General features: G+C 55.3%; 17 protein-coding genes and 2 pseudogenes. 13 read left to right on the forward strand and 6 right to left on the reverse strand.

What is annotated here, in order from left to right:
• Positions 1–84: 84 nt before the first annotated feature.
• The 9 genes and pseudogenes from ACYX34_RS14010 to ACYX34_RS14050 all read left to right on the forward strand — a co-directional run bounded on the left by ACYX34_RS14010 (position 85) and on the right by ACYX34_RS14050 (position 6,784).
• Positions 85–270, forward strand: a complete 186-nt coding sequence (locus tag ACYX34_RS14010) for a hypothetical protein (RefSeq protein ID WP_462077191.1) — start codon at positions 85–87, stop codon at positions 268–270.
• 429 nt (positions 271–699) lie between these two features.
• A pseudogene (locus tag ACYX34_RS14015) lies at positions 700–1,038 on the forward strand (toll/interleukin-1 receptor domain-containing protein); the annotation flags it as partial.
• 120 nt (positions 1,039–1,158) lie between these two features.
• Positions 1,159–2,004 carry a hypothetical protein gene (locus ACYX34_RS14020; protein ID WP_462077207.1) on the forward strand — a complete coding sequence of 282 codons (846 nt, stop codon included), beginning with the start codon at positions 1,159–1,161 and terminating at the stop codon, positions 2,002–2,004.
• A gap of 709 nt (positions 2,005–2,713) precedes the next feature.
• Positions 2,714–2,959 carry a hypothetical protein gene (locus ACYX34_RS14025; protein WP_462077192.1) on the forward strand — a complete coding sequence of 82 codons (246 nt, stop codon included), beginning with the start codon at positions 2,714–2,716 and terminating at the stop codon, positions 2,957–2,959.
• Between the two features lie 83 nt (positions 2,960–3,042).
• A complete protein-coding gene (locus ACYX34_RS14030; RefSeq protein WP_462077193.1) occupies positions 3,043–3,351 on the forward strand; it encodes a hypothetical protein in 309 nt (102 codons plus the stop codon).
• Positions 3,352–3,483: 132 nt separating this feature from the next.
• The gene (locus ACYX34_RS14035) at positions 3,484–4,074 is read left to right on the forward strand and encodes an IS3 family transposase (RefSeq protein WP_462077194.1); all 591 of its coding nucleotides are present in this window, start codon (positions 3,484–3,486) and stop codon (positions 4,072–4,074) included.
• Positions 4,075–4,163: 89 nt separating this feature from the next.
• A pseudogene (locus ACYX34_RS14040) lies at positions 4,164–4,670 on the forward strand (transposase); the annotation flags it as partial.
• A 311-nt stretch (positions 4,671–4,981) separates the two neighbouring features.
• Positions 4,982–5,452: an energy transducer TonB gene (locus tag ACYX34_RS14045; protein ID WP_462077195.1), complete on the forward strand. Its 471-nt coding sequence runs from the start codon at positions 4,982–4,984 to the stop codon at positions 5,450–5,452.
• An 897-nt stretch (positions 5,453–6,349) separates the two neighbouring features.
• The gene (locus tag ACYX34_RS14050; RefSeq protein WP_462077196.1) at positions 6,350–6,784 is read left to right on the forward strand and encodes an AP2 domain-containing protein; all 435 of its coding nucleotides are present in this window, start codon (positions 6,350–6,352) and stop codon (positions 6,782–6,784) included.
• A gap of 735 nt (positions 6,785–7,519) precedes the next feature.
• Here ACYX34_RS14050 and ACYX34_RS14055 read toward each other — a convergent pair.
• Together ACYX34_RS14055 and ACYX34_RS14060 are read right to left on the reverse strand one after the other, a co-directional pair.
• On the reverse strand, positions 7,520–7,741 hold the full coding sequence (locus ACYX34_RS14055; RefSeq protein WP_462077197.1) for a hypothetical protein: 222 nt from the start codon (positions 7,739–7,741) through the stop codon (positions 7,520–7,522).
• Positions 7,742–7,996: 255 nt separating this feature from the next.
• A complete protein-coding gene (locus ACYX34_RS14060) occupies positions 7,997–8,680 on the reverse strand; it encodes a class I SAM-dependent methyltransferase (protein ID WP_462077198.1) in 684 nt (227 codons plus the stop codon).
• A gap of 320 nt (positions 8,681–9,000) precedes the next feature.
• Between ACYX34_RS14060 and ACYX34_RS14065 the strand changes: the two genes are divergently transcribed.
• The 4 genes from ACYX34_RS14065 (at position 9,001) to ACYX34_RS14080 (ending at position 12,155) form a co-directional block, all read left to right on the forward strand.
• Positions 9,001–9,498, forward strand: a complete 498-nt coding sequence (locus tag ACYX34_RS14065; RefSeq protein WP_462077199.1) for a hypothetical protein — start codon at positions 9,001–9,003, stop codon at positions 9,496–9,498.
• 284 nt (positions 9,499–9,782) lie between these two features.
• A complete protein-coding gene (locus ACYX34_RS14070; RefSeq protein WP_462077200.1) occupies positions 9,783–11,252 on the forward strand; it encodes a PD-(D/E)XK nuclease domain-containing protein in 1,470 nt (489 codons plus the stop codon).
• 4 nt (positions 11,253–11,256) lie between these two features.
• The gene (locus ACYX34_RS14075; protein ID WP_462077201.1) at positions 11,257–11,673 is read left to right on the forward strand and encodes an Lrp/AsnC ligand binding domain-containing protein; all 417 of its coding nucleotides are present in this window, start codon (positions 11,257–11,259) and stop codon (positions 11,671–11,673) included.
• Positions 11,670–12,155, forward strand: a complete 486-nt coding sequence (locus ACYX34_RS14080; protein WP_462077202.1) for a hypothetical protein — start codon at positions 11,670–11,672, stop codon at positions 12,153–12,155. Before ACYX34_RS14075 ends, ACYX34_RS14080 begins: the two co-directional genes overlap by 4 nt.
• Before the next feature lie 355 nt (positions 12,156–12,510).
• Here ACYX34_RS14080 and ACYX34_RS14085 read toward each other — a convergent pair whose 3' ends face one another.
• The 4 genes from ACYX34_RS14085 to ftsH form a co-directional block, all read right to left on the reverse strand.
• Positions 12,511–13,923, reverse strand: coding sequence for a sigma-54-dependent transcriptional regulator (locus ACYX34_RS14085; protein WP_462077203.1), 1,413 nt, complete (start codon positions 13,921–13,923; stop codon positions 12,511–12,513).
• On the reverse strand, positions 13,923–15,086 hold the full coding sequence (locus ACYX34_RS14090) for a sensor histidine kinase (protein ID WP_462077204.1): 1,164 nt from the start codon (positions 15,084–15,086) through the stop codon (positions 13,923–13,925). Before ACYX34_RS14090 ends, ACYX34_RS14085 begins: the two co-directional genes overlap by 1 nt.
• 88 nt (positions 15,087–15,174) lie before the next feature.
• On the reverse strand, positions 15,175–17,427 hold the full coding sequence (gene malQ / locus ACYX34_RS14095; protein WP_462077205.1) for a 4-alpha-glucanotransferase: 2,253 nt from the start codon (positions 17,425–17,427) through the stop codon (positions 15,175–15,177).
• Positions 17,428–17,676: 249 nt separating this feature from the next.
• Positions 17,677–19,461 carry an ATP-dependent zinc metalloprotease FtsH gene (gene ftsH, locus ACYX34_RS14100; protein WP_462077206.1) on the reverse strand — a complete coding sequence of 595 codons (1,785 nt, stop codon included), beginning with the start codon at positions 19,459–19,461 and terminating at the stop codon, positions 17,677–17,679.
• Positions 19,462–19,649: the final 188 nt, after the last annotated feature.

Here is a 19,649-nt window from a genome sequence, read left to right on the forward strand (position 1 = left end):
TGATAAGCTTACTATCATCTGATAGTGAACTATGTCAACTGACATTTGACGCTATAAGGGGATGAATGCTACGCTTCCAGCGCTATGGCACGAGAAATACCAGAGGGCACCGGGGCCTGGAATTTCCGCGATATCCCCCGCGAGCTCATGCGGAAGGTCAAAATGGCGGCAGCCCATGAGGGCAAGACGGTGAAGGATTTCTTGATGGAGCTCGCGGAAGGAAGGATTCAGGAACTAGAACGAAAGGGCATCTTGCCCAAGGGAAAGTGACTAAGCGAGACGAAAGGAATTGAAGCGTCCTATTAGAATCTAGCCTACCTCTATCAGCCGTCGACAAAAAGGAGACAGTGAACTAAGAAATCGCAGGTTAATGATCGCGCTTATGACCCGGCTCCTTGCTTCATGTGCAACGACCGTGCGGGTATGGTATTAGAGGACGCACTGCACCAGAGACCTTCCAGGTTGCGAATTGATGGCCCACAGATCAGGAATGTCCGAGAGGCCACATCAGATAAGATCCTGTGATGGATGGTCTCGCTGCCGCAGCTCATTGAAATGACAGCGGTTGTGGCGTATTGTTCGCTCACCTTATTCCACTGTCATATGGGCATAAACTGGCGAGTTTGGCTCTTATGCATATCCGCCTCAACATTGTTAGACGCCATAGCACATAGTGCCTTCACTTATGGTGGTCCAGGAATGCCGCCGAAGACCCTTCGTCAACCACATATCTTCATTAGCTTCAAGACGGAAGAGCGCAAGTCCGCAGCTGCACTCAAGGAGATACTTGAGGCTGGTGGTTTTTCAGTTTGGTGGCAAGAGAGCATTCAGTGTGGCCGTGAATGGCATGGAGACATTGACTCGGCCATTCTGTCCTCGGGGTGCATTGTTGTCTTATGGTCACCTGCCTCAGTGGAGTCACCTTGGGTGAGACATGAGGCGTCTCAGGCGGTTGCTCGTGGCGTCTATACACCGGTTCGCCTGGTACCAATGGTAATTGGCAGTCCCTTTGATCGCATACAGGCTACTGATCTCTTTGGTTGGGAGGGCGAGTCGAATCACCCAGGCCTTCTCCGACTGCTCGCGAGAGCGAATCAGCTCATTCCCCCCATACTTGCTCCTCACCAACGACTATTACGCTACATCGCAGCAAATCGCATGGCATTTATCACTGCGGCAGTAGCTATCGTATCCATAGGAATGCTGGTTCGTCTCAGCATTGGTCTAGAAACCCAGCTAGCCGAACAGGCTTCAATCGCCCAATCAATCCAGCGCACACTTCAACCGCTCTCTGACTTTCGGGTAACAGCCTATCTAACGGTCGAGCCTACCACGCCGGGTGTAGCGGAGTATCTAGCACGTCTGCGCAAGTTGATTCCGATTCCCGAGAACGGAATTCTTCCAGATGGAACACCATTGCCGCGGGGGGTATCAATGTCAAGCGGCGGGGCATCGGGTGGTATAGCAGCCCTTAGAATTCAGTTTGGCTCTGAGCTTTGGCCTGTCGATACTACTGACAGCTGGCTTGATACCGTCAGCCAGTACGCAGAGCTCCGCATTGGTTTCTCACGCACCAAAAGCACAACTTCTGCTCGCCCCGATCTCGCGTTTTACGTTGGAGGCCACGATCCAGACGGCTCTGACGGACAACGAAATACTAGTTCCGTAATATGGGAACTAGCCACCAATAAGTTAGAACTTTCGTTTCATGATGTTGCCTCCAAGGAGTCTTGGGACTCATCTGGCGAGGTCGTCGCAGTTCCTGATCTAGAGACCTGTATGATCAGAATTGAGATTGACAGCACCATGTACAGATCACTCAATGATGCCGCTGCAATGGCGGGCACAGAGGCTAGCCGGCGAAGCCTTAAGCTTTCCACCATCTTCCTTGACATATCCGGCCGACGAATGATGATTGTCGCCTCTGCAATGCAGTCGACAACGGGCACTAAAGGCATGCCAGCTTACGTTGGCGAGTTTGGTCTTGTGAGCAAGAAAATATAGGACTCTGCTTAATTCTTTGCCGCTTCGCAACTCATAAAGTCTTGAGGACTTGTGGACATCTAGAGGCCCTATGAAAGCTTCCTGAAGTTGGGGCCATTTCTACGACTTCTTTCATCGTGCTGACGCAGATCGCGAAGGGTTTAACGCAACAGCCACAGCAGCACAGTGACTAGCACCACCCACCAAATCCAGGTTGGTATTATGTGACGCGCAGGTTGTTGAGATGTGGGGGGAGTTGGAGCCTGTGGGAGTCTGGAGGAAGCTTGTTTAGGGATCTGCTGCTCAATATTCCGTGGGGTGCCCGCATTCGACTGTCGAGCAGGGGCGTTTCCTACTTGAAAGTCACCGAACTCTATTTCCTCAAACAAGGCAGTCTCATCAGATGATCTCAACGGCGATTTTGCTGAGACCTGTCTCGCTTTAGACTGCGTGACAGCAGCGGGTGAACTGCACTTATGGAGCCAATCATATCCCTCGATATGTAACCCATTGACCGTTAGGCATCTGCCTCAGATTAATGCACTTGCCACATGATCGACATGAACGACGATATGCCATTCCTCAGAGTCCTGTCTCCTTCAGAAACAGATGGTCACGACTAACCTGCTCCTGCCCCTCTTTCGAAGTACCTCGTTCAGCTCTGGTAGGAAACAGCTAACCTGATACGGTTATCTGCTACACGATGCGTACAGCAAACAGGAGGGCGACCATGACCTGTACACGATGCCAAGGGTTGATGCTCGAAGAGCACATGATCGATATGGAAGGGGCCTATGGCGAGATGTGGAGTTTTAGCTGGCGCTGTTTTAATTGTGGGCATCGAGATGACGCCATCTTGCAACATCATCGACAGTTGCATGCCCAACCAGTAGAGGTGAGCCCACAGCTCGGGGCGACTCAAGAGGCCTTTGGGGTGTTATGGGGACGCGAGAACATTGAACCGCTCGCCGCGTAACCGTGCCACACGACTCAACAGGGAGACCTCGACGAGAGGAGCCACCGCACTCGGAGAGGCCTCACACCGGAGGGGGAGACAGTATGAATCATAGTCAATGTGGAATGGATCCACTGAAGCTTCAGACGATACGGGCCTGTCTCGAAACGCAATTCAGAGACGTGACATTCAATCAGAAGATCAGACCGACATTTACCTTTCATCAGGGTGATTGCAAGTTGTCCTGGCTCCTGATTATGCATGAAGAGTTCTTAGCCGACCAGATGTCCCTTGAGGAGTTACGGCGATTCATGACCGCCAAAGTGATCAAGAAGATTCTCCAGAACCCCGGCAAGCGCATTCAGATTTCCAAGCATTGGGATGTCACCGTCGAAGAGAAAAATCTTTCGTAACGTTGTCTCGGACACACTCGTGGTTTGTCACCATTCAACAGCGTGGCCGAGTCTATCATCGGCACTTTACTGATGGACTTCCCAGGTTTTAACGGACACCGTAGGGTGGGCGTGAGAGCAGGGGAAGGACCAATGGGAAATCGAGGGAACGCGCAAAATGTCCGTTTGAAGTACACCTTCATCAAAGCCCATCGCCGCGAGTTCGATACGGCAGTCATGTGCCGTCTCCTCGGCGTGTCGCGCAGCGGGTTCTATGCCTGGTTGCAGAACCCCCTCTCGAATCGAGCCGTGGAGGATCAGCGATTGCTCGGCCATATCCGCGCAGCGCATACGGCGAACCACGGGGTCTACGGGCCCCGCGGATCTTTCTTGATTTGCGCGAAGCAGGTGAGACCTGTAGCAAGCCTAAAGGCCCGCCACGGCTACCGAATGCCTCGGTATATTAAAGGCCACACCACCTCACTCTTGACGCCCAATACGCTGCAACGCGGCTTTACCGTCCCACGGCCGAACACCGTCTGGGTCACTGACATCACGTATGTGCGCACGTGGGAAGGCTGGCTCTATCTGGCCGTCGTGATGGATCTCTATTCTCGCCGCATTATCGGCTGGTCCACCAAGCCCACGCTGACCCAAGACCTCGTGCTGGACGCGCTTCTCATCGCTGTGCGGCGACGCAAGCCCAAACACACCCTGATTCATTCCGATCAAGGGTCGCAATGAGCTAGGCTCGAAGAAGTGGACGCCTACAATCTGAGGTCTGGAGGTGTGGGATGGGATCATTACCGCGACAGCAGTAGACGAAGGAGTTCCGAGAACAAGCGGTGCAACTGGTCTTGAACCAGCAGGTGCCGATCGCGGAAGCTGCCAGGCGCCTGAGCATGTCAGGAAAAACGCTGAAGAACTGGGTGGGGCAAGCCCGCTGTGGCCAGCTTGCGACAGTGGGAGCGAGCCACCGGCCCGTGACGGATCTGGAAGCGGAGCTGTCCCAGCTCAAACGGGAGCTCACCGAAGCCAGGATGGAGCGTGACATCTTAAACCGCGTACGTTGCGAAGGCGCAGCTGCCCAGTACGCGCTCATGAGGACGCTGCGGCTCCAGTATCCGTTGACTCTCCTGTGTCGAGTCCTCAACCTGTCTCGAAGCGGGTATCATGCGTGGCAGAATCGCCGCCCCTCGAAACGCGCCCAGGAGAACGCGCGGCTGGAAGTGGCAATCCAGGCCGCACATGTGCGCACCCGTCAGACGTACGGACCAGAGCGATTCCAAGCCAAATTGCGGGCCGACGGGTTCCCCGCCGGGGTTGGGCGTAGAGCATGAAAGACAGAACCACAGGAGAGCACAGAACCCATTGATGGGGCTGTGCTTCTCGTGATATGGAGATGTCCGATGTGGTTTGGTGTTGCAACACAAGACGGTCTTCCTAAACCGCGAGTCGTACGTTCAATTCGTATCGAGGGCACCAAACCTTTCTTGTTTACGTTCAGGCCGCGACAAAATAGTGGGCCACCTCACATTCTGTTGTGAGAAGCAGATCCAGCTCCTCATAATAGGCGATGCAAGAGACACGATCTGCCACTCAATTTCTGTTCTGTTCCTATGCTAGCGCGTCTTGGCAAATATACTCAAGAATGGTTCATGGAACGATGAGCAACGACCGTCAGACAGCTGAAGGGCAATGGGGTCTCAGATGGACAGTGCTTGCGCTCTGTATCCTGTTAGTGAGCTGCGCGCACAAAGGAACCCGCGTTGGAGCCGAACGAGCGCAAGTACAGACTACGCCAAAAGCCATGGCCGATGAGACGACGTCTGGGTCGAAAGCGTACCTTGCGCTCGTGCAACAGCGAATCCGGGGTGTCTGGAAAGCCCCAGCACTGGATTTTACCAACCATACCTACGCGACTGTCGTCCAGTTTCGGCTTCATAAGAATGGATCGATCAGCCGTGTGAAGATCGAGCAGTCCTCTGGCAATGACTCCTATGACGCGGCGGGGAAACAAGCGGTGCTCAGTGCCAGTCCACTACCTGCGTTCCCACCAGATCTCTCACATGCATATGTTGATGCCCATATCACGCTGACCGCTCCTTCAGGGAAGGAGTGATTAGCCGCTCAATCAGTCTTCTCCGTAGAAGCCGATGAGTTCTGAACGCCCCACGCATGAAAGCATGGCCCTGGAGGAATTTGCCATTTCAAACGAGGAAACGTGGTCAAGAAACGGTATCCGACCTCTTTACTTCACGCGATCTCTTCTATAACCGCCAGCGCCGTCATTCCCGCCTGGGGAATCTCTCGCCGGTGGCGTTCGCCCAACCGTGGGCCCGTCAACAGCCGGCAGCGTGAGGTTGTAACTCATGGCGTCCACTATTGATGACCGAGGTCATTTTGATACGGGTCTCGGCTACGGACAATCTCGATCAGGAGTTACGGTTTCTTCTCAGTGCCGGACTTCAGACAAAACGGTATATTATGACCCCACCAGCAATGGTTTATACCCACGCTTCGGCGGCAATGGTTCAAAGCCTGAGGAGGAGCAACGGGGTCAACTCCCTTTACTCTTTCTCAAGAGGATGCTTTTCGTTCTTCGGTTGACCTGCGCGCTATTCATCGTCTTAACGTGATTATGCGCGCGGATAAAACCCACCAGTGATCAGATCATTATTTTGCTCGCCCCTCCGGCTCTTTTGAGTTTTTAGGTAATTGATGCCAGCGGACTAACCCCTTCGACTTCTCTTCACTCCAAATAGAACCTCCTGCATACCGGTGGTTCATCAGGCGAAGCCTCCTGCCTTGCGAAACCGGCTCGACTCTCGACATAGTCAAATAGAACGTACTCGTCGCCCGGGCAAGCTGGCAGTTCCGTGGAGCCCCAGGCTTGAGCCTAATCCATGCATTGTGTATTCTTTTTGGGCAGCAGTTGACTTTCACCGCATGGGGAATGCAAAAGACAGCGAGGATTGTTGTTGGATTATGAGAATGCCATGCGAGGAACCTTCTAGCCGTGAAGCATATCTACCGCATTGATCACGACCAATCACACACCCATTCTTGGCTGGTAACCGTTCAACGGCGCGGCCAGATCTACCATCGCCACTTTACAGACTCGCTGTACGGCGGGAAGCGCAAGGCCCTCCAGGCGGCGAAGGTGTACCGAGACACCCTCATCGCCACTCTCAAACCATTGACGCGGCTTGAACGCTGCCAGATCAAGAAGAAGAACAACCGGTCCGGCGTTTCCGGTGTCACGCGGATTGATACCTGGGGAAATACCAGGAATCGTCGTTATCCCCGTCGATACTGGCTCGCGCAATGGCCGATCGGAAACGGCCACGCAAAGATGAAAAAGTTTTCCATCAAGCTGTACGGCGAGCGCGGAGCATTTCGTCGAGCACTCCGAGCCAGGCAAGAGGCGTTGAAGCACCTCACCAAGACCTAGCCTCGCCACCCCCTCGGCAGATCTGTAATCCTCTTGGGAAAACCGAAGCTTACCGTATGATACACTTACAGTATGCCCTGGAAGAAACAAACCAAGCCCCGTCCCGTCAGACGCAAAGGAGCCTCTCGGCCTTTAGGCCAAACCAAGGGTTCTAGGAGACCTGGGAAAACGCCTGCCCAACACCTTCCCGATACCAGCCGGATCCCATGGTTTCCGGCCCTTCCCCAGACTGGAACAGACGCATAGCCACGCGTACCAGTTAGACGTCTTCAAACAACCACATCGGTCTCGGATGTCCCTTCGTTTCCCTTGAAGCTACACACCGTGGTTTGTTTGTTGACTCACCAGAAGTCAGGAGGTTCCTAGACCTTCTGTGAGGCCGTGGGTTCCCAAAAGTGTGAACCGAACGAAGTCCTGCTCTCACATATTGTCCCGACGAAGTGGGGGTGGACCCTGAACTGTGCATCATCCCGGTTCGGAGACGTTACGATACCGCTCATGTCACACCTCGCCCCCAATTCATCACGCCGACGCCTCACCTCTCATCATCAATAATCGCACGTCGCGTATCCTCCGCCTGATCTACCCTCAGTCTGCCTCAAGAGGAGCCCCCTGTAAGGCTTTGTCACGGGCCCCGACTACCGCCATGTCATCAGATAAACAACGTCCTCTCGCAGACGGACGAGATTGCCGTACGGCCCAGCATCCGGTTGTCACAAGAGGAAACGCATCACACTATTTCACATTCACCCACAGAAGGAGAGCGATCATGACGTACACAATAATGAGCCAATCATCGCGAAAAACCCATGCAGCGTTGAACGTTTCCTTCACTCTCTCAATGGTACTGGCCGCCACTGGATCGGCCATCTCCGCCGAGTTGCCGGCCCCCATCTCAGGAAGCGCCTCGGACGCCTTATGACGCTCGCCACGACGGGAAATCCTGCTCTGCCTCATGGCTTACCTGCTCCTGCTCAGTGGCTCTGCATCAGGATCCGCGCCCCTTTCGCCACCGACCCCGTTTACCCCGGTGCCAGGGGCACTTTCTATCCCACCCCTAACAACTGCAACTCGCTTCGCCCAAGGTGCCCCAGAGACCTCCAGTTGATGCCGCCATATACACCACCCGCTCGCTCCGTCTGTTAAAAACCTACCTCAACTGTCCAAATCTTGATCCGATCATCACAAAGAGGATCACCCTCCCAACAGCCCTTATCCCTCCTTCATCCCTACCGCACAGGCAACAGAATCCGGCGCCATCGATTTGATTTCGAGATGGGCCCTAGAAAAACCAGCAGCCTTAATCCTCTCCACTATGGTATGACCGGCCTTCAATGTGTCCTCGCCTGTGGGACCCTGAATACAGGGCTGAAACGCGATCACGATCTTTCCTCCAGGATTCATCTGCCGCTGCACTCTGTTCAACACGTCGTCAGGATTATCCCAACAGTGGAAGGTGTTGACGATGAGACACTTGTCATATCGACCGTGACCGGCAGGGAGGTCGGACACTGAGGCCAGGAGTAACTGGACTCGGCGCTGCTCGATCGCAGAAGCATTGCGTTTCGTCGCCTGCTGGAGCATGACCTCCGAGTGATCAATGCCCACAACGTGGCCGTCGGTCAACACCGCACTCATAAGTGCGATGGCAACGCCTGGTCCAAAACCGATTTCCAGCACACGATCCGTGGGCTGAAGCTCCAAGCACGACACAGCCCAGGCATTTCGTGCTCGGTTGGATAGTCGATGCGCCATGATCCATCCGGCCACCCTCCCTCCCAAGCCCGCCGGCTTCTCAAACTGCGAATAGACCCGTTGGGTGGCGTGCGTCCGGCTTCTTGGCTCGATCTCCTCACCAACATGGCTGACTGGAACATGCTGCACGTCCGTTTGCATGATGACCTCGTTAATTCACTCCCTACTCATTCCGGCCACGCTGGTTCGTCTTCACGTGGCCCTCAATCCATCCGTTCTACTGTGGGCAAAAAACCCGATCGACTCACGCTACACCAGGGGACTTCACACATTCAAACCGTAAATTGACGCTCCGTTACGGACGGACCGCTTCCAAAAATGTTGCGGCCTCATCCTGTTCAGGCCGTGCCCTGTTCGATTGGCGAGATGACATGCGGTCGCTCGGGGACTGCCTCTTGCCACAGTGGGAATCACGAACAAATTCAAGTAAGATGCTCAATCATCAGCTAACTGGAGGATCTATGCGGTATGTGCTGCAATTGTTGGTCGTAATCCTGGTATGGGGAAACATTGGGGTTGTGAATGCGCTCGATTCTGGAAGCCGGGAATCGCTACGCGGGATGTTGGGACTGGGAGTCGTCATTGAGGAGGTGGGTCCCGATGCCTCAACTGACGGGCTTTCGCAAGAGACGATCCGTTCAACGGTCGAGCAAACTCTTCGCTCAAAGGGCATCCGCCTCCTCACTGAACGAACGCGTTCCGGCTCATCACCCTACCTCTACGTCAACGTCAATACCCTCAAGGAAGAGCTCGGGCTGTACGCCTATACAGTCACGGTGGATCTCAAGCAACTCGTCGGCTTGCCGTCGATGAAGAACAAAAAAACCTGGGGAACCACGTGGTCGGCCAGTGTGATTGGAATGGTACGACAGGAGAACTTGAATCAAATCATCGCGGACGCGGTCGAACCGCTGATCAAAGACTTTACCGAGGACTTTCTCGCGGTGAATCCACGGTAAGCGATCGCCGTTCCCCGATACCCGACCCAGATCGTGCATGAACGCTTCTCCTGCAACCGCTACTACACCGCTGCAACAATATCCGTCGTTCGTGAAGCGTCTTAATCCAGAACGAGATACACTTCACGAACGACGTTTCACGGACTCCGCGATCCACTTGGTTTCGTGACGCACCATCATGAATGTGGAATGCGGGATAATCTCATCCCATCTCAGGCCCTCAAGCGAAAACCCGTTGTTTCCTTGCTCGGTTCGGACCCCTCAGTTAGACTTTTTGCACGACCATGGCACGCGCACGCGCAGGGGAACCACAACGCCCACGAGCTAAAGCCGACCTACTCGAAGAGCTCACGCTCGGCATCAACAAATTTCAGGAACTGCTGACGGCCATCCATGACTTCAGCCAGGACGGTTTCCCCTACCGCGATGCCGCCCGAAGCAAAGCCGAGCTGAAGTTTCGGGAGTGTTTACGACAGACGTTCGGGGAACGAGCGCAGGAATTCCAAACATATCGGAATTTTAAGATTCGTACGGGAGACAAGGGGGAGACCGCCCAGAGCCTCGTTGTCATTACGGGGTTGATTCAGACCCTCATGGACCGAAAGCTTGAACTACAGGGGCTGAAACCGCCTCCCACAGCAGCCCCCGCTTCCCATCCAACTCCTCCCCCCGCAAAGCACTTGGAACTCGTTTCAACACCGGCCACCACACCCGAGGCGACGCAAACGCCGCAGCCTGCCCCCCCTACTGTCGCGGCCGCCACGACACCGTACGTGGAGACCTCAACTCCACCCAGTACCCCGACCGCACCACGACAATCGACGATCAAACCACAGCCTCCAACGCTCACGCCCATATCGACTCTCTCTCCCCTGCCATCAGCACTGCCGACTCCTCCCGAACAAAGGACATCAGCACCACCAGCCACCTTGGCACCAGTTCCTCCACCAACTCCAAAGCCGTCCCCGGCAACGATCGAGCCTCTTGCTCAGCCAACAGTCACTTCTGTGCCTCTTCCTCCTCCGATCACGGGACCATCTCCATCTCTTCCCCCTCTCCTATCGCCGATTGACAGACCTCTAGAAGCCATCCAGAGGCCAGCTGCACCTCTTATAACTGTACCAGCATCCTCCCCCTACCTCGCTCCACACCTCACTGTCCCAATTCCGGAGTCAAGCCAACAGGAAAGACCTTCAACCATGTCACCTCTTGGAGGACATAGCTCTCAGCAGCGTGCAGCAGACACCCCCTCGCTCAACCTAAGCAATCCGACCACAATTGGAGCGACACTTGATCAGGACCCGCTCTCACTCATCCGGAAAGTCTGCCTGCGTTTTCACTCAGTCGCCCGTCAGCTCCGCCTTCGAAAGGACTACCGTCCAACCATTGAGGTTGATGACGAATATGACTTACAGGATCTCTTGTGTGCCTTGATGAAAGTAGAGTTCGATGAGGTGGCAACCGACGAATGGACGCCACCCTACACAAAAGGCGCCTCGCGGACCACACTGGTGGTGAATCGAGATCAGATCGCCATCGTCGCGAAGAAGACCGGACCAGGACTGACAACGAAAGAGCTGACGGACCAGGTCCTGGCGGACGCTGCGTATTATCGGACTCAAGGTCGCTGTTCCACCCTGTTTTGTTTTGTCTACGATCCGGAAGGCCGCATCGGAAGTCCGAAACGGCTCGAAACCACCTTAACCAGCGTCAGCGAGCACTGTCGGATCGAGGTGCTTGTCGCGCCAAAGTGAGACCATGGCAAAACCAAACCTTAAATCCATCCCGTCGGCAACCTCGTCCTCCAAGGCCTCGCCTCGCAAGCCTGTGTTGACAGGCCAAAGCGACTTTGCTATAAAGCAACCCACTCCTGGGACAGTCCCTTACACCATTCATGGCCCAAAACCAGGAGATCCCGGCACATTAGATCGGGCCTATGTTCTGATCAATGTGATGCCGGGGATGACATCGTCCGTTGTCAAAACGCTCGGGGAAATTAAAGAGATCAAGACGATTGATCCCTGTTGGGGGAAGCCTGATATCATCGCCATAGCCGATATCCCTGATCAAGACGCATTGACTCAGCTCGTGCTGAGTCGGATCCATGGCATCGAAGGAGTGACGCAGACCGATACTCACCTTGTCTACCGTCTGAAGGAGGCCAGATCAAAATGATCCGAATGGACTACCTTGCCATTGTCGCCCTTGCAGCTGTTACGTTTGGATGTAGTAGTGTTCAGCGCCCCGTGGAGCCGGATATTGTCGAGGTCACTCTGCCTGTTCCGGCAGACCGTGTGAAAGCCGCTGTGACCAAAATCCTGCAAGACGACGATTACGAGGTGGACTGGAAAGAGGGATCTCAACTTCAGACAGGCTATAGAAATGAACAGCCGAGCATTTTTGATTGGCTCGTAACAGGGCGGTACGGTGTGGTCAGGAGCCGTGCAGAAGCGTCGGTGGCATCCGAAACTGCTCAGAGTTCCCGTCTCCGCCTCCAAGTCGCATCGGAAGGCAAACAAACATTCTTCGATAGCTGGGGGCCAACACCGACCCAAGTTCCACAGAGCGCCGGCAATAAACTGCGCTTGATCAAGAACGAGCTGAAAATCGTCCAGACGACCTACACCACGGATACGTTTTACGGCGGAAAACAGTAACGGCGCGTTCGCGCCATCCGACCGGATATAATGCACAAAAAAGCCACGGCCTCAAAGCCGTGGCTTTTTTTTCACTTCTGCCCCAAAATCCATGGCGTTTCATGCTTTACCTCCAGTACCTCATTATCAGTTCCCCTTATTCATGTGCGCTTCTCCTGCAACCAATACGCCGCTGCGACAATATCCATTGCCCGTCCCTTTGATCCTGAATTCCAGGGGACACGGCACGGGTTCACGTTTCATGTTGTGAGAACACTTGGAACATGAAACCTGAAACGTGAACCCGTTGGCCGCGACATTTCACAAGATGCGCCATGTAAGTGGTTTCGCCACGAACCATCATGAGCCGTGCGGGTTAGGCAGGTTCTTTTTCAGTTCCCTCTGTCTCTTCTCCAAGATCCAAGCCAAATCGTTCGGCCATGCGATAGAGCGTGCGCCGATCAATGCCGAGGATTTTGGCGGCCTTCACCTTATTCCCTTTGGTCTCCTTGAGCACACGAATCAAATGACGCTTTTCCACCTCCTCTAACGTAAGATAGACATCATCGAGACCATCGGAGTGCGACAGCCTGGAGGCAGCATCCGCCGTGGCGCCCTGGCGAATGACTTCTGGGAGATCCTCCGGCGTCAGCAGTGGCCCATGGCTGAGAGACACCGCGCGCTCAATCGCATTCTCCAGCTCACGCACGTTGCCCGGCCAACGGTACTGGGTCAGGAGCGTCATCGTGTCCGGCAACACTCCCCGAACGGCATGACCGGTCCCCGCCGCACATTTCTGCAGGAAGTGATGCACCAGCATCGGAATATCCTCACGTCGGTCCACGAGCGACGGCAACGTAATCGGCACCACTTTCAGGCGGTAGAACAGATCGTCCCGAAACTTGCCTTCTTTCACCAACTGTTCCAGATCGCGGTTAGTGGCAGCAATAATCCGAACATCGACTTTCGTGGATGTCGTACTCCCCACTCGCCGAACTTCCTGATCTTGCATGACCCGCAACAACTTCACTTGCAATGCTTGTCCGAGCTCACCGATCTCGTCGAGAAATAATGTCCCTCCGTTGGCCGATTCGAAGAGTCCAACCTTAGTCCCGGCGGCCCCGGTGAACGCACCCTTCTCATATCCAAACATTTCCGACTCCAGCAACGTATCCGGCAATGCGCCGCAGTTGACCGGGATGAAGGGCTTATCCCGGCGAGGACCGTTCGTATGAATCGCCCGGGCGATCAGTTCTTTGCCGGTCCCGCTCTCTCCTTGCAGCAACACAGTGCTCTTGCTCTCTGCCACCCGGGCGACCAGCTTGTAGACCTCCAACATTGCCGTGCTGCTGCCGACCAAGGGAGACCACTCGCCCTTGCTCTTTAACTCCTCTCGGAACCGCGCATTCTCTCGAAGCAATCGGCAGTGGTCCAGTCCTCGCTTGACGACCAACTTGATATCCTCCCGCTTAAACGGCTTCGCGAGATAATCGTAAGCCCCTTGCTTAATCGCCTCAATCGCCCCCTCCAATGAGCCGAATGCCGTCAATACCACCACCGCCGTATTCGGGTTCACCCGCTTGAATTCCCGCAACACAGTGAGTCCATCCACGGCCCCCATGCGAATATCGGTCAGGACCAAATCGACCCGCCCCTCACGTCCCCTGGCAATTACCTCTTCCCCGCTGGCAAACGCCTCGACCTGATAGCCTTCTTTCTTGAGCGCCTCCGCCAGCAGCTCACGAGCCACCGCATCGTCATCGGCCACCAGAATCGTCGCTGACTGCATTATGTCTCCTCCTTCACAGGAACAGGATCACGTCGCATCGCCGGTAACGTCATCGTCACGGTTGTGCCCTGGCCGATCGTACTTCTGAGCACCAGGCTCCCGCCATGAGTCACCACCGATTCGCGGCTTAAGAATAGTCCCAAGCCGGTCCCCTTGCCAACCGCCTTCGTCGTAAAAAACGGCTCAAACGCCTTTTCTAGATCGGCTGCCGGCATCCCGCACCCCGTGTCCTGCACCGCGATGGTAATCACCATCGGCGACATGCCATCTGCCACGATTCGACCACGCTCAAGTTCGTCGGCTGACGCCTCACGACATCGAGCGACAATGGTGACCGTCCCTTGCGCAGGGGTTGCGGCGAGGGCATTCGCCAGCACATTCACGAGGACTTGATGGATTTTCTCCCTGTCCGCCCACACAAACGGAAGGTCCTTGGGAATATCGACGGTCAGCGTGAGACCCTTCTCATGAAACGCCGGCTCCATCAGCACCGCTGATGGGCTCACCACCTCTTTGACAGAAAGCCATTCCGGTTCAGGCTGCCGAGGACGGGTCGAGGACAACAGGTCCTGGATGATGCGCACCACTCGTGCCAGTTGCTCATCAATGACAGCCACCCGCTTCTTCATTTCAGGGGTCACGCCCGGCTCTTCAGCCAAGGCCTGCACATGCCAGGCAATCGAGTGAAGCGGCGTGCCGACTTCGTGCGCCACGGAAGCCACAAGCTGCCCGACCGCCGCTAAGCGTTCCGACCGATTCAGTTGATCCTTCGCCTGCACCAGTTGTGTATTGGCCTTCAGGAGACTCTCCGTCTCCCTCGCCAAGGCCGCTCGCGCAGCCTCTTCCCTTGCCTTTCGCTCTTCCCAACTCATCCCGAGGTACGCGACCAGCAACAAGACACTGACAACGACGCTCCGATTGATCAGCGCCGCCTGGAATCGCCCCGGCTTCGTGGGTTGGAGCAGGCCGGAATAGGTCGCGATCACACAGGCCAAGACCGTGACCAGCATCATCGTGCGATTGCGAAACGTTGCCACCAGCAAAATCGGCAACACGTATCCATAGGCCCCGACGACGTTGACCGGAGCAAATTGCTCGATGATCAGGATGATCAGAAAACATGCGGCGGCGATGGCCAGTACGAAGCGGTCTCGATGCGTCATGGCTACCATTGCGTCGCTCTGTTTCTCGACGGATCACTGCCTCTGCATCGAGCACATCACCATCATGAGGATTCCTCGACAGCACTACTTACACAAGAGGACGGGTCGAACGCAACAAGGCCGCAAGCCGTTCAGCGCGAGGGTCTTGAGTCAAGTCCTCCACCGTCGCACTCAGTTTCCGGCACCAGTTCGGATGCTGATCCACTGTCCCAGGAAGATTGGTCTGGAGACGGGTACCGATCATATCTTCAAGATTGGCCAAGACCATCCAGGCAGGGCTCTGGGCCAGATACTGGTGAATGCCCTCTACCAATTCGGGCGTCATGGTCGGTGTGTAGGCCGGATCATCAGAAATCCATGAGGGCAAGAGGCCTTCCGATTTCAATGCCACGAGGATCCCGCTTTTCTCTCGCTGCCGTTCCACCCACATCGCCTGACGCGCGTCATCCGAAGGAAACACGCCCAACGCAGATCGAGTTTCAATATCGACACCCTCCCAGTATCCCACCAACGTCGGAAGATCGTGTGTGGTGGCCACCGCGAGGGCTTGCGAAGGATAGTGAGCCGGAGGCTTCCACCCTCCCCAATGTTCTCGCTCAAAATAAAAGACCCGATAGGATAAGACCCCGGCCGGTCCAAGTCGGTCACGCACCCAATCGGGAACGGTGCCCAAATCTTCACCGATCACCAGGGCCTTCGCCCGTACGCTTTCCAACGCCAGGATCGCCAGCAGTTCGTCGTCTCGATAATACACATAAGTCCCCATCGCAGGCGGAAGCCCACGGGGAATCCAAAACAGACGAAAGAGCGCCATGACATGGTCGATCCGTATCGCACCCCCGTAGCGAAGATTGTTACGGAGCAACTCACTAAAATATCGGTACCCGCTCGCGCGCAGACACAACGGGTTGAGGGGAGAAAACCCCCAATTCTGTCCCTCAGGAGCAAACGCATCGGGTGGGGCCCCACAATCGGCCTTGAAGGCTAAAACGTCTTGATTCAGCCACCCATCGACACCATACCGATCGCTGCCCAAGGCAAAGTCATGATACAAGCCGATCGGCATCCCCGCATCATGTGTCCGCTTGACCAATGCACGGAGTTGCTCTGCCGCCAGCCATTGCAGATATTGAAAAAACCGCACTCGATGCATGCGGCGGCGGCGAAACTCCCCCACCTCTTCCGACGTCGGCGTTCGATAGGGTTCTGGCCAGTCCTCCCAGACGACCGAAGACGATTGAGCGGACTGTTGCGCTTCATCCAGCGCTAGGAACAGTGCATAGCGTACAAGCGACTCTCCCTCCCGCTCCGTGAAGTTCTGAAAGCTTCTCCCGCGATCGGTCGTCGCATGCAACTCCGGTTCAACGCCCTCGAAGTTGTCCCGGACAAACGCCCGATAACACAGTTCGAGGACCTCTCGTTTGACCGACTGCACCGCATCGTACTCCACGAACTCGCTTTGCCGCACCGCGTCGATCCGAGCACGAACCGAAGGATCAGTCAATCGGGCTTGCACCTCAGCATCCGTCCAACATTCCGAAACCTGTGAGATGTCGATGTACAGGTCATTGAGGAAGAGGCGGCTGGTGGGTGAATAGGGACTGATGTGATAGGGCTTCGTGTTCTTCAGCGCATGGAGCGGATTGAGCCCGATCACTGCAGCACCCAACTGTTTGCCGGCCCAGTCGATGACGACACCGAGGTCTCGGAAATCCCCGACCCCCCAATTGTGATGGCTCCGCAACGAATAGAGTTGTAGAGCGACACCCCACCATCGCATCCCTTGTTGCAGCTGATCTGGAATGTAACAGCGCTCCGGCGCAACGATGAGTCGGGACGTGGCTTCCGTAGCCGTGAGACCTCCCTTGGCATGGGCCGTCAGCGAGTAATAGCCCAGCGGCAGGTCTTGTGGAAAGGCCACTGTGACACGAACAAACCGACGCCCCTGTATCGTACGGATCTCTTCAGTCGTGAGGCCCGGCCCTTCTATCCGTTCGTATCGCGTTTCTCCCTGTTCCGCAGCGACGGTCCATCTGACGGACAAACTCGCCTCGTCCGCGCGTTCACAGGCCATGCACAAAGACCAGGTTCCCGCTGGACGTCCCAATCGCAACACATGGACCGGTTCACACCCTCGTAACCACCAGCGATCATCCCATGCCTCAAGTTCCGCCGCCAACTCCTCGCGATTGCCAACCCGCAAATTCATGGCAGCGAGGATGGCGCGCCGGGTCTCATCAGTCGTCACATGCTGGATGCCGGCAATGTCATAGTAGTCCGCTGCAATGCCAGCTCGATCGGCCAACATGCGCAGGAGGTCACTTTCAGAATGATCGTACATGTCGGGAGTGTGCGTGAAGGGTCGAGTCAAGTCAATGCCAGAGATATTCCTCAGACGATTTGGACGACTTATCCTAACGCAACACGCTTAAAGGGCAATGAATCGTTGTTTCTTCAACGAGGCGCGTGCCCGACAGGTGGACAGCGAATCCGAGACAGATCCTAGAAGAGGTGCCTGCCTGGCTGCGGAACACCCGCAACCAGGCGGGTCACAGCGGTAGGTCGGTGGTTGCAATCGAAATGGTGACGCCTACTGTGGTGCAACTGAAGCCCGTTGAGACGACTGCAGAAGAATTGCTTGAATTTCACCTGTATCCAGCGACTCCTTTTCCAAGAGCGCATCCGCCAATGCCGTCATAGTCACCCTGTGTTCGGTCAAGATGCGCTTGCTCCGCTCGTAGTTTTCTGTGATGAGACGTTTGATCTCCAGATCGATCTCCAACGCTATTTCATTGCTGATATCACGCTTCCCCCCGAAAGATCGCCCCAGAAACGTCGATTCGTCTTTTTGGCCGAACGTCAACGGCCCAAGCCTTTCACTCATCCCCCACTCACATACAATTTTACGCGCGAGGTCCGTTGCTCGCTCTAAATCGTTCCCTGCACCGGTCGTGACATGTTTGAATACCAGTTCTTCTGCGACTCTGCCGCCCATGAGAATCGCCAGCGTGTTGCACAAAAACTCTTTGGAATGATTGTGGCGGTCGTTGGTGGGCAGCTGCATGGTGACTCCCAATGCGCGACCTCTTGGAATAATCGATACCTTGTGAACCGGATCGGTACCCGGCAGCACCGTAGCTACCAACGCATGACCAGCCTCATGATAGGCGGTGATCCGTTTCTCCTCGTCCGTGAGAATCATGCTCTTGCGCTCGGCACCCATCATAATCTTGTCTTTGGCCATGTCGAAGTCTGCCATTCCTACTTCATTTTTATTCTGACGAGCCGCCCACAACGCCGCCTCATTGACCAAATTTGCCAAGTCCGCACCTGAAAAGCCCGGAGTTCCTCGGGCAATCTTTTCCAACTCTACGTTCGCTGCCATCGGAACCTTTTTCGTGTGCACCCGGAGAATCTCCGAACGGCCTCGAAGGTCCGGATGATTCACCGTCACCTGCCTGTCGAATCGCCCTGGCCTGAGCAGAGCCGGGTCGAGCACATCCGGCCGATTAGTGGCTGCCACCAGAATGACACCCTCCGTCGTGTCGAATCCGTCCATTTCGACCAGCAACTGATTGAGCGTTTGCTCACGCTCATCGTTCCCACCGCCGAGCCCTGCACCTCGAGACCGTCCGACAGCATCGATCTCATCGATAAAAACAATACACGGCGCATGCTTCTTTGCGTCTTCAAACAACGTGCGAACGCGAGAGGCCCCAACCCCCACGAACATTTCGACAAAATCCGACCCACTGATACTGAAAAATGGTACGCCCGCCTCGCCGGCAATCGCCTTAGCCAATAATGTCTTCCCCGTTCCGGGAGGCCCCACGACCAACACCCCCTTGGGAATGCGTCCGCCGAGTTTCCGGAACTTTCGTGGGTCCTTCAGAAACTCCACCGTTTCTTGTACTTCCTCTTTCACTTCATCAATGCCCGCCACATCGGAAAACGTCACTTTTTTCCGCTCATCCGTCTGCATGCGGGCCTTGCTCTTTGCGAGGGACATCGCCGCGTTCCCGGTCTGCATCCGCCGCATGAGGAATACCCACAGGCCGAGAAAGAGCACGAACGGTCCCCAGGTCATGAGTACCGTCATATACCAAGAGGTTTCACCTGGTGGCTTGACTTCGATCTGGACATGTTTCTCCCGCAGCATCTGGACGAGATCAGGATAGTCAGTCATATAGGTTCGAATGTGGGCGTTATCCTTCAGTACAGCGCTGACTCGATGTCCTTGCATAATGACCTTATCAATACTGCCTTGGTCGAGTTTTGCCATGAACTCGCTAAACATAATCTCTTCCTCTACGACTGCACGCGTGGGCATATTCCAGAGGTTGAGAAGAACGAGTATCGACAAGCCCGCTACCATCCAAAACACAAAGCTTTGCGTCTTGCTTTTCACTTCTAGCCTCCCACGATGGATCCGCCAGGACAGAGGACAGATCGACTTGAAGCGTATTCACACAACATGTTCCTGCATGGTGCTCATTTCCGTCTCACGTCGCAGAAGCCCATTACCCAACGTTTAACGGCTTGTTTGGCGTTCATGCTTTCCCC

The organism is Nitrospira sp. CMX1 (assembly GCF_054902215.1).

What these genes read in the sequence shown, in the direction of transcription:
- ACYX34_RS14025 (WP_462077192.1), top strand. Translation starts at nt 2,714, where the DNA reads ATGACCTGTACACGATGCCAAGGGTTGATGCTCGAAGAGCACATGATC.
- ACYX34_RS14065 (WP_462077199.1), top strand. Translation starts at nt 9,001, where the DNA reads ATGCGGTATGTGCTGCAATTGTTGGTCGTAATCCTGGTATGGGGAAAC.
- ACYX34_RS14020 (WP_462077207.1), top strand. Translation starts at nt 1,159, where the DNA reads ATGGCATTTATCACTGCGGCAGTAGCTATCGTATCCATAGGAATGCTG.
- ACYX34_RS14045 (WP_462077195.1), top strand. Translation starts at nt 4,982, where the DNA reads ATGGTTCATGGAACGATGAGCAACGACCGTCAGACAGCTGAAGGGCAA.
- ACYX34_RS14070 (WP_462077200.1), top strand. Translation starts at nt 9,783, where the DNA reads ATGGCACGCGCACGCGCAGGGGAACCACAACGCCCACGAGCTAAAGCC.
- ACYX34_RS14090 (WP_462077204.1), bottom strand. Translation starts at nt 15,086, where the DNA reads ATGACGCATCGAGACCGCTTCGTACTGGCCATCGCCGCCGCATGTTTT.
- ACYX34_RS14055 (WP_462077197.1), bottom strand. Translation starts at nt 7,741, where the DNA reads ATGAGGCAGAGCAGGATTTCCCGTCGTGGCGAGCGTCATAAGGCGTCC.
- ftsH (WP_462077206.1), bottom strand. Translation starts at nt 19,461, where the DNA reads ATGGTAGCGGGCTTGTCGATACTCGTTCTTCTCAACCTCTGGAATATG.
- ACYX34_RS14035 (WP_462077194.1), top strand. Translation starts at nt 3,484, where the DNA reads ATGGGAAATCGAGGGAACGCGCAAAATGTCCGTTTGAAGTACACCTTC.
- ACYX34_RS14075 (WP_462077201.1), top strand. Translation starts at nt 11,257, where the DNA reads ATGGCAAAACCAAACCTTAAATCCATCCCGTCGGCAACCTCGTCCTCC.
- ACYX34_RS14030 (WP_462077193.1), top strand. Translation starts at nt 3,043, where the DNA reads ATGAATCATAGTCAATGTGGAATGGATCCACTGAAGCTTCAGACGATA.
- ACYX34_RS14060 (WP_462077198.1), bottom strand. Translation starts at nt 8,680, where the DNA reads ATGCAAACGGACGTGCAGCATGTTCCAGTCAGCCATGTTGGTGAGGAG.
- ACYX34_RS14085 (WP_462077203.1), bottom strand. Translation starts at nt 13,923, where the DNA reads ATGCAGTCAGCGACGATTCTGGTGGCCGATGACGATGCGGTGGCTCGT.
- ACYX34_RS14080 (WP_462077202.1), top strand. Translation starts at nt 11,670, where the DNA reads ATGATCCGAATGGACTACCTTGCCATTGTCGCCCTTGCAGCTGTTACG.
- ACYX34_RS14010 (WP_462077191.1), top strand. Translation starts at nt 85, where the DNA reads ATGGCACGAGAAATACCAGAGGGCACCGGGGCCTGGAATTTCCGCGAT.
- malQ (WP_462077205.1), bottom strand. Translation starts at nt 17,427, where the DNA reads ATGTACGATCATTCTGAAAGTGACCTCCTGCGCATGTTGGCCGATCGA.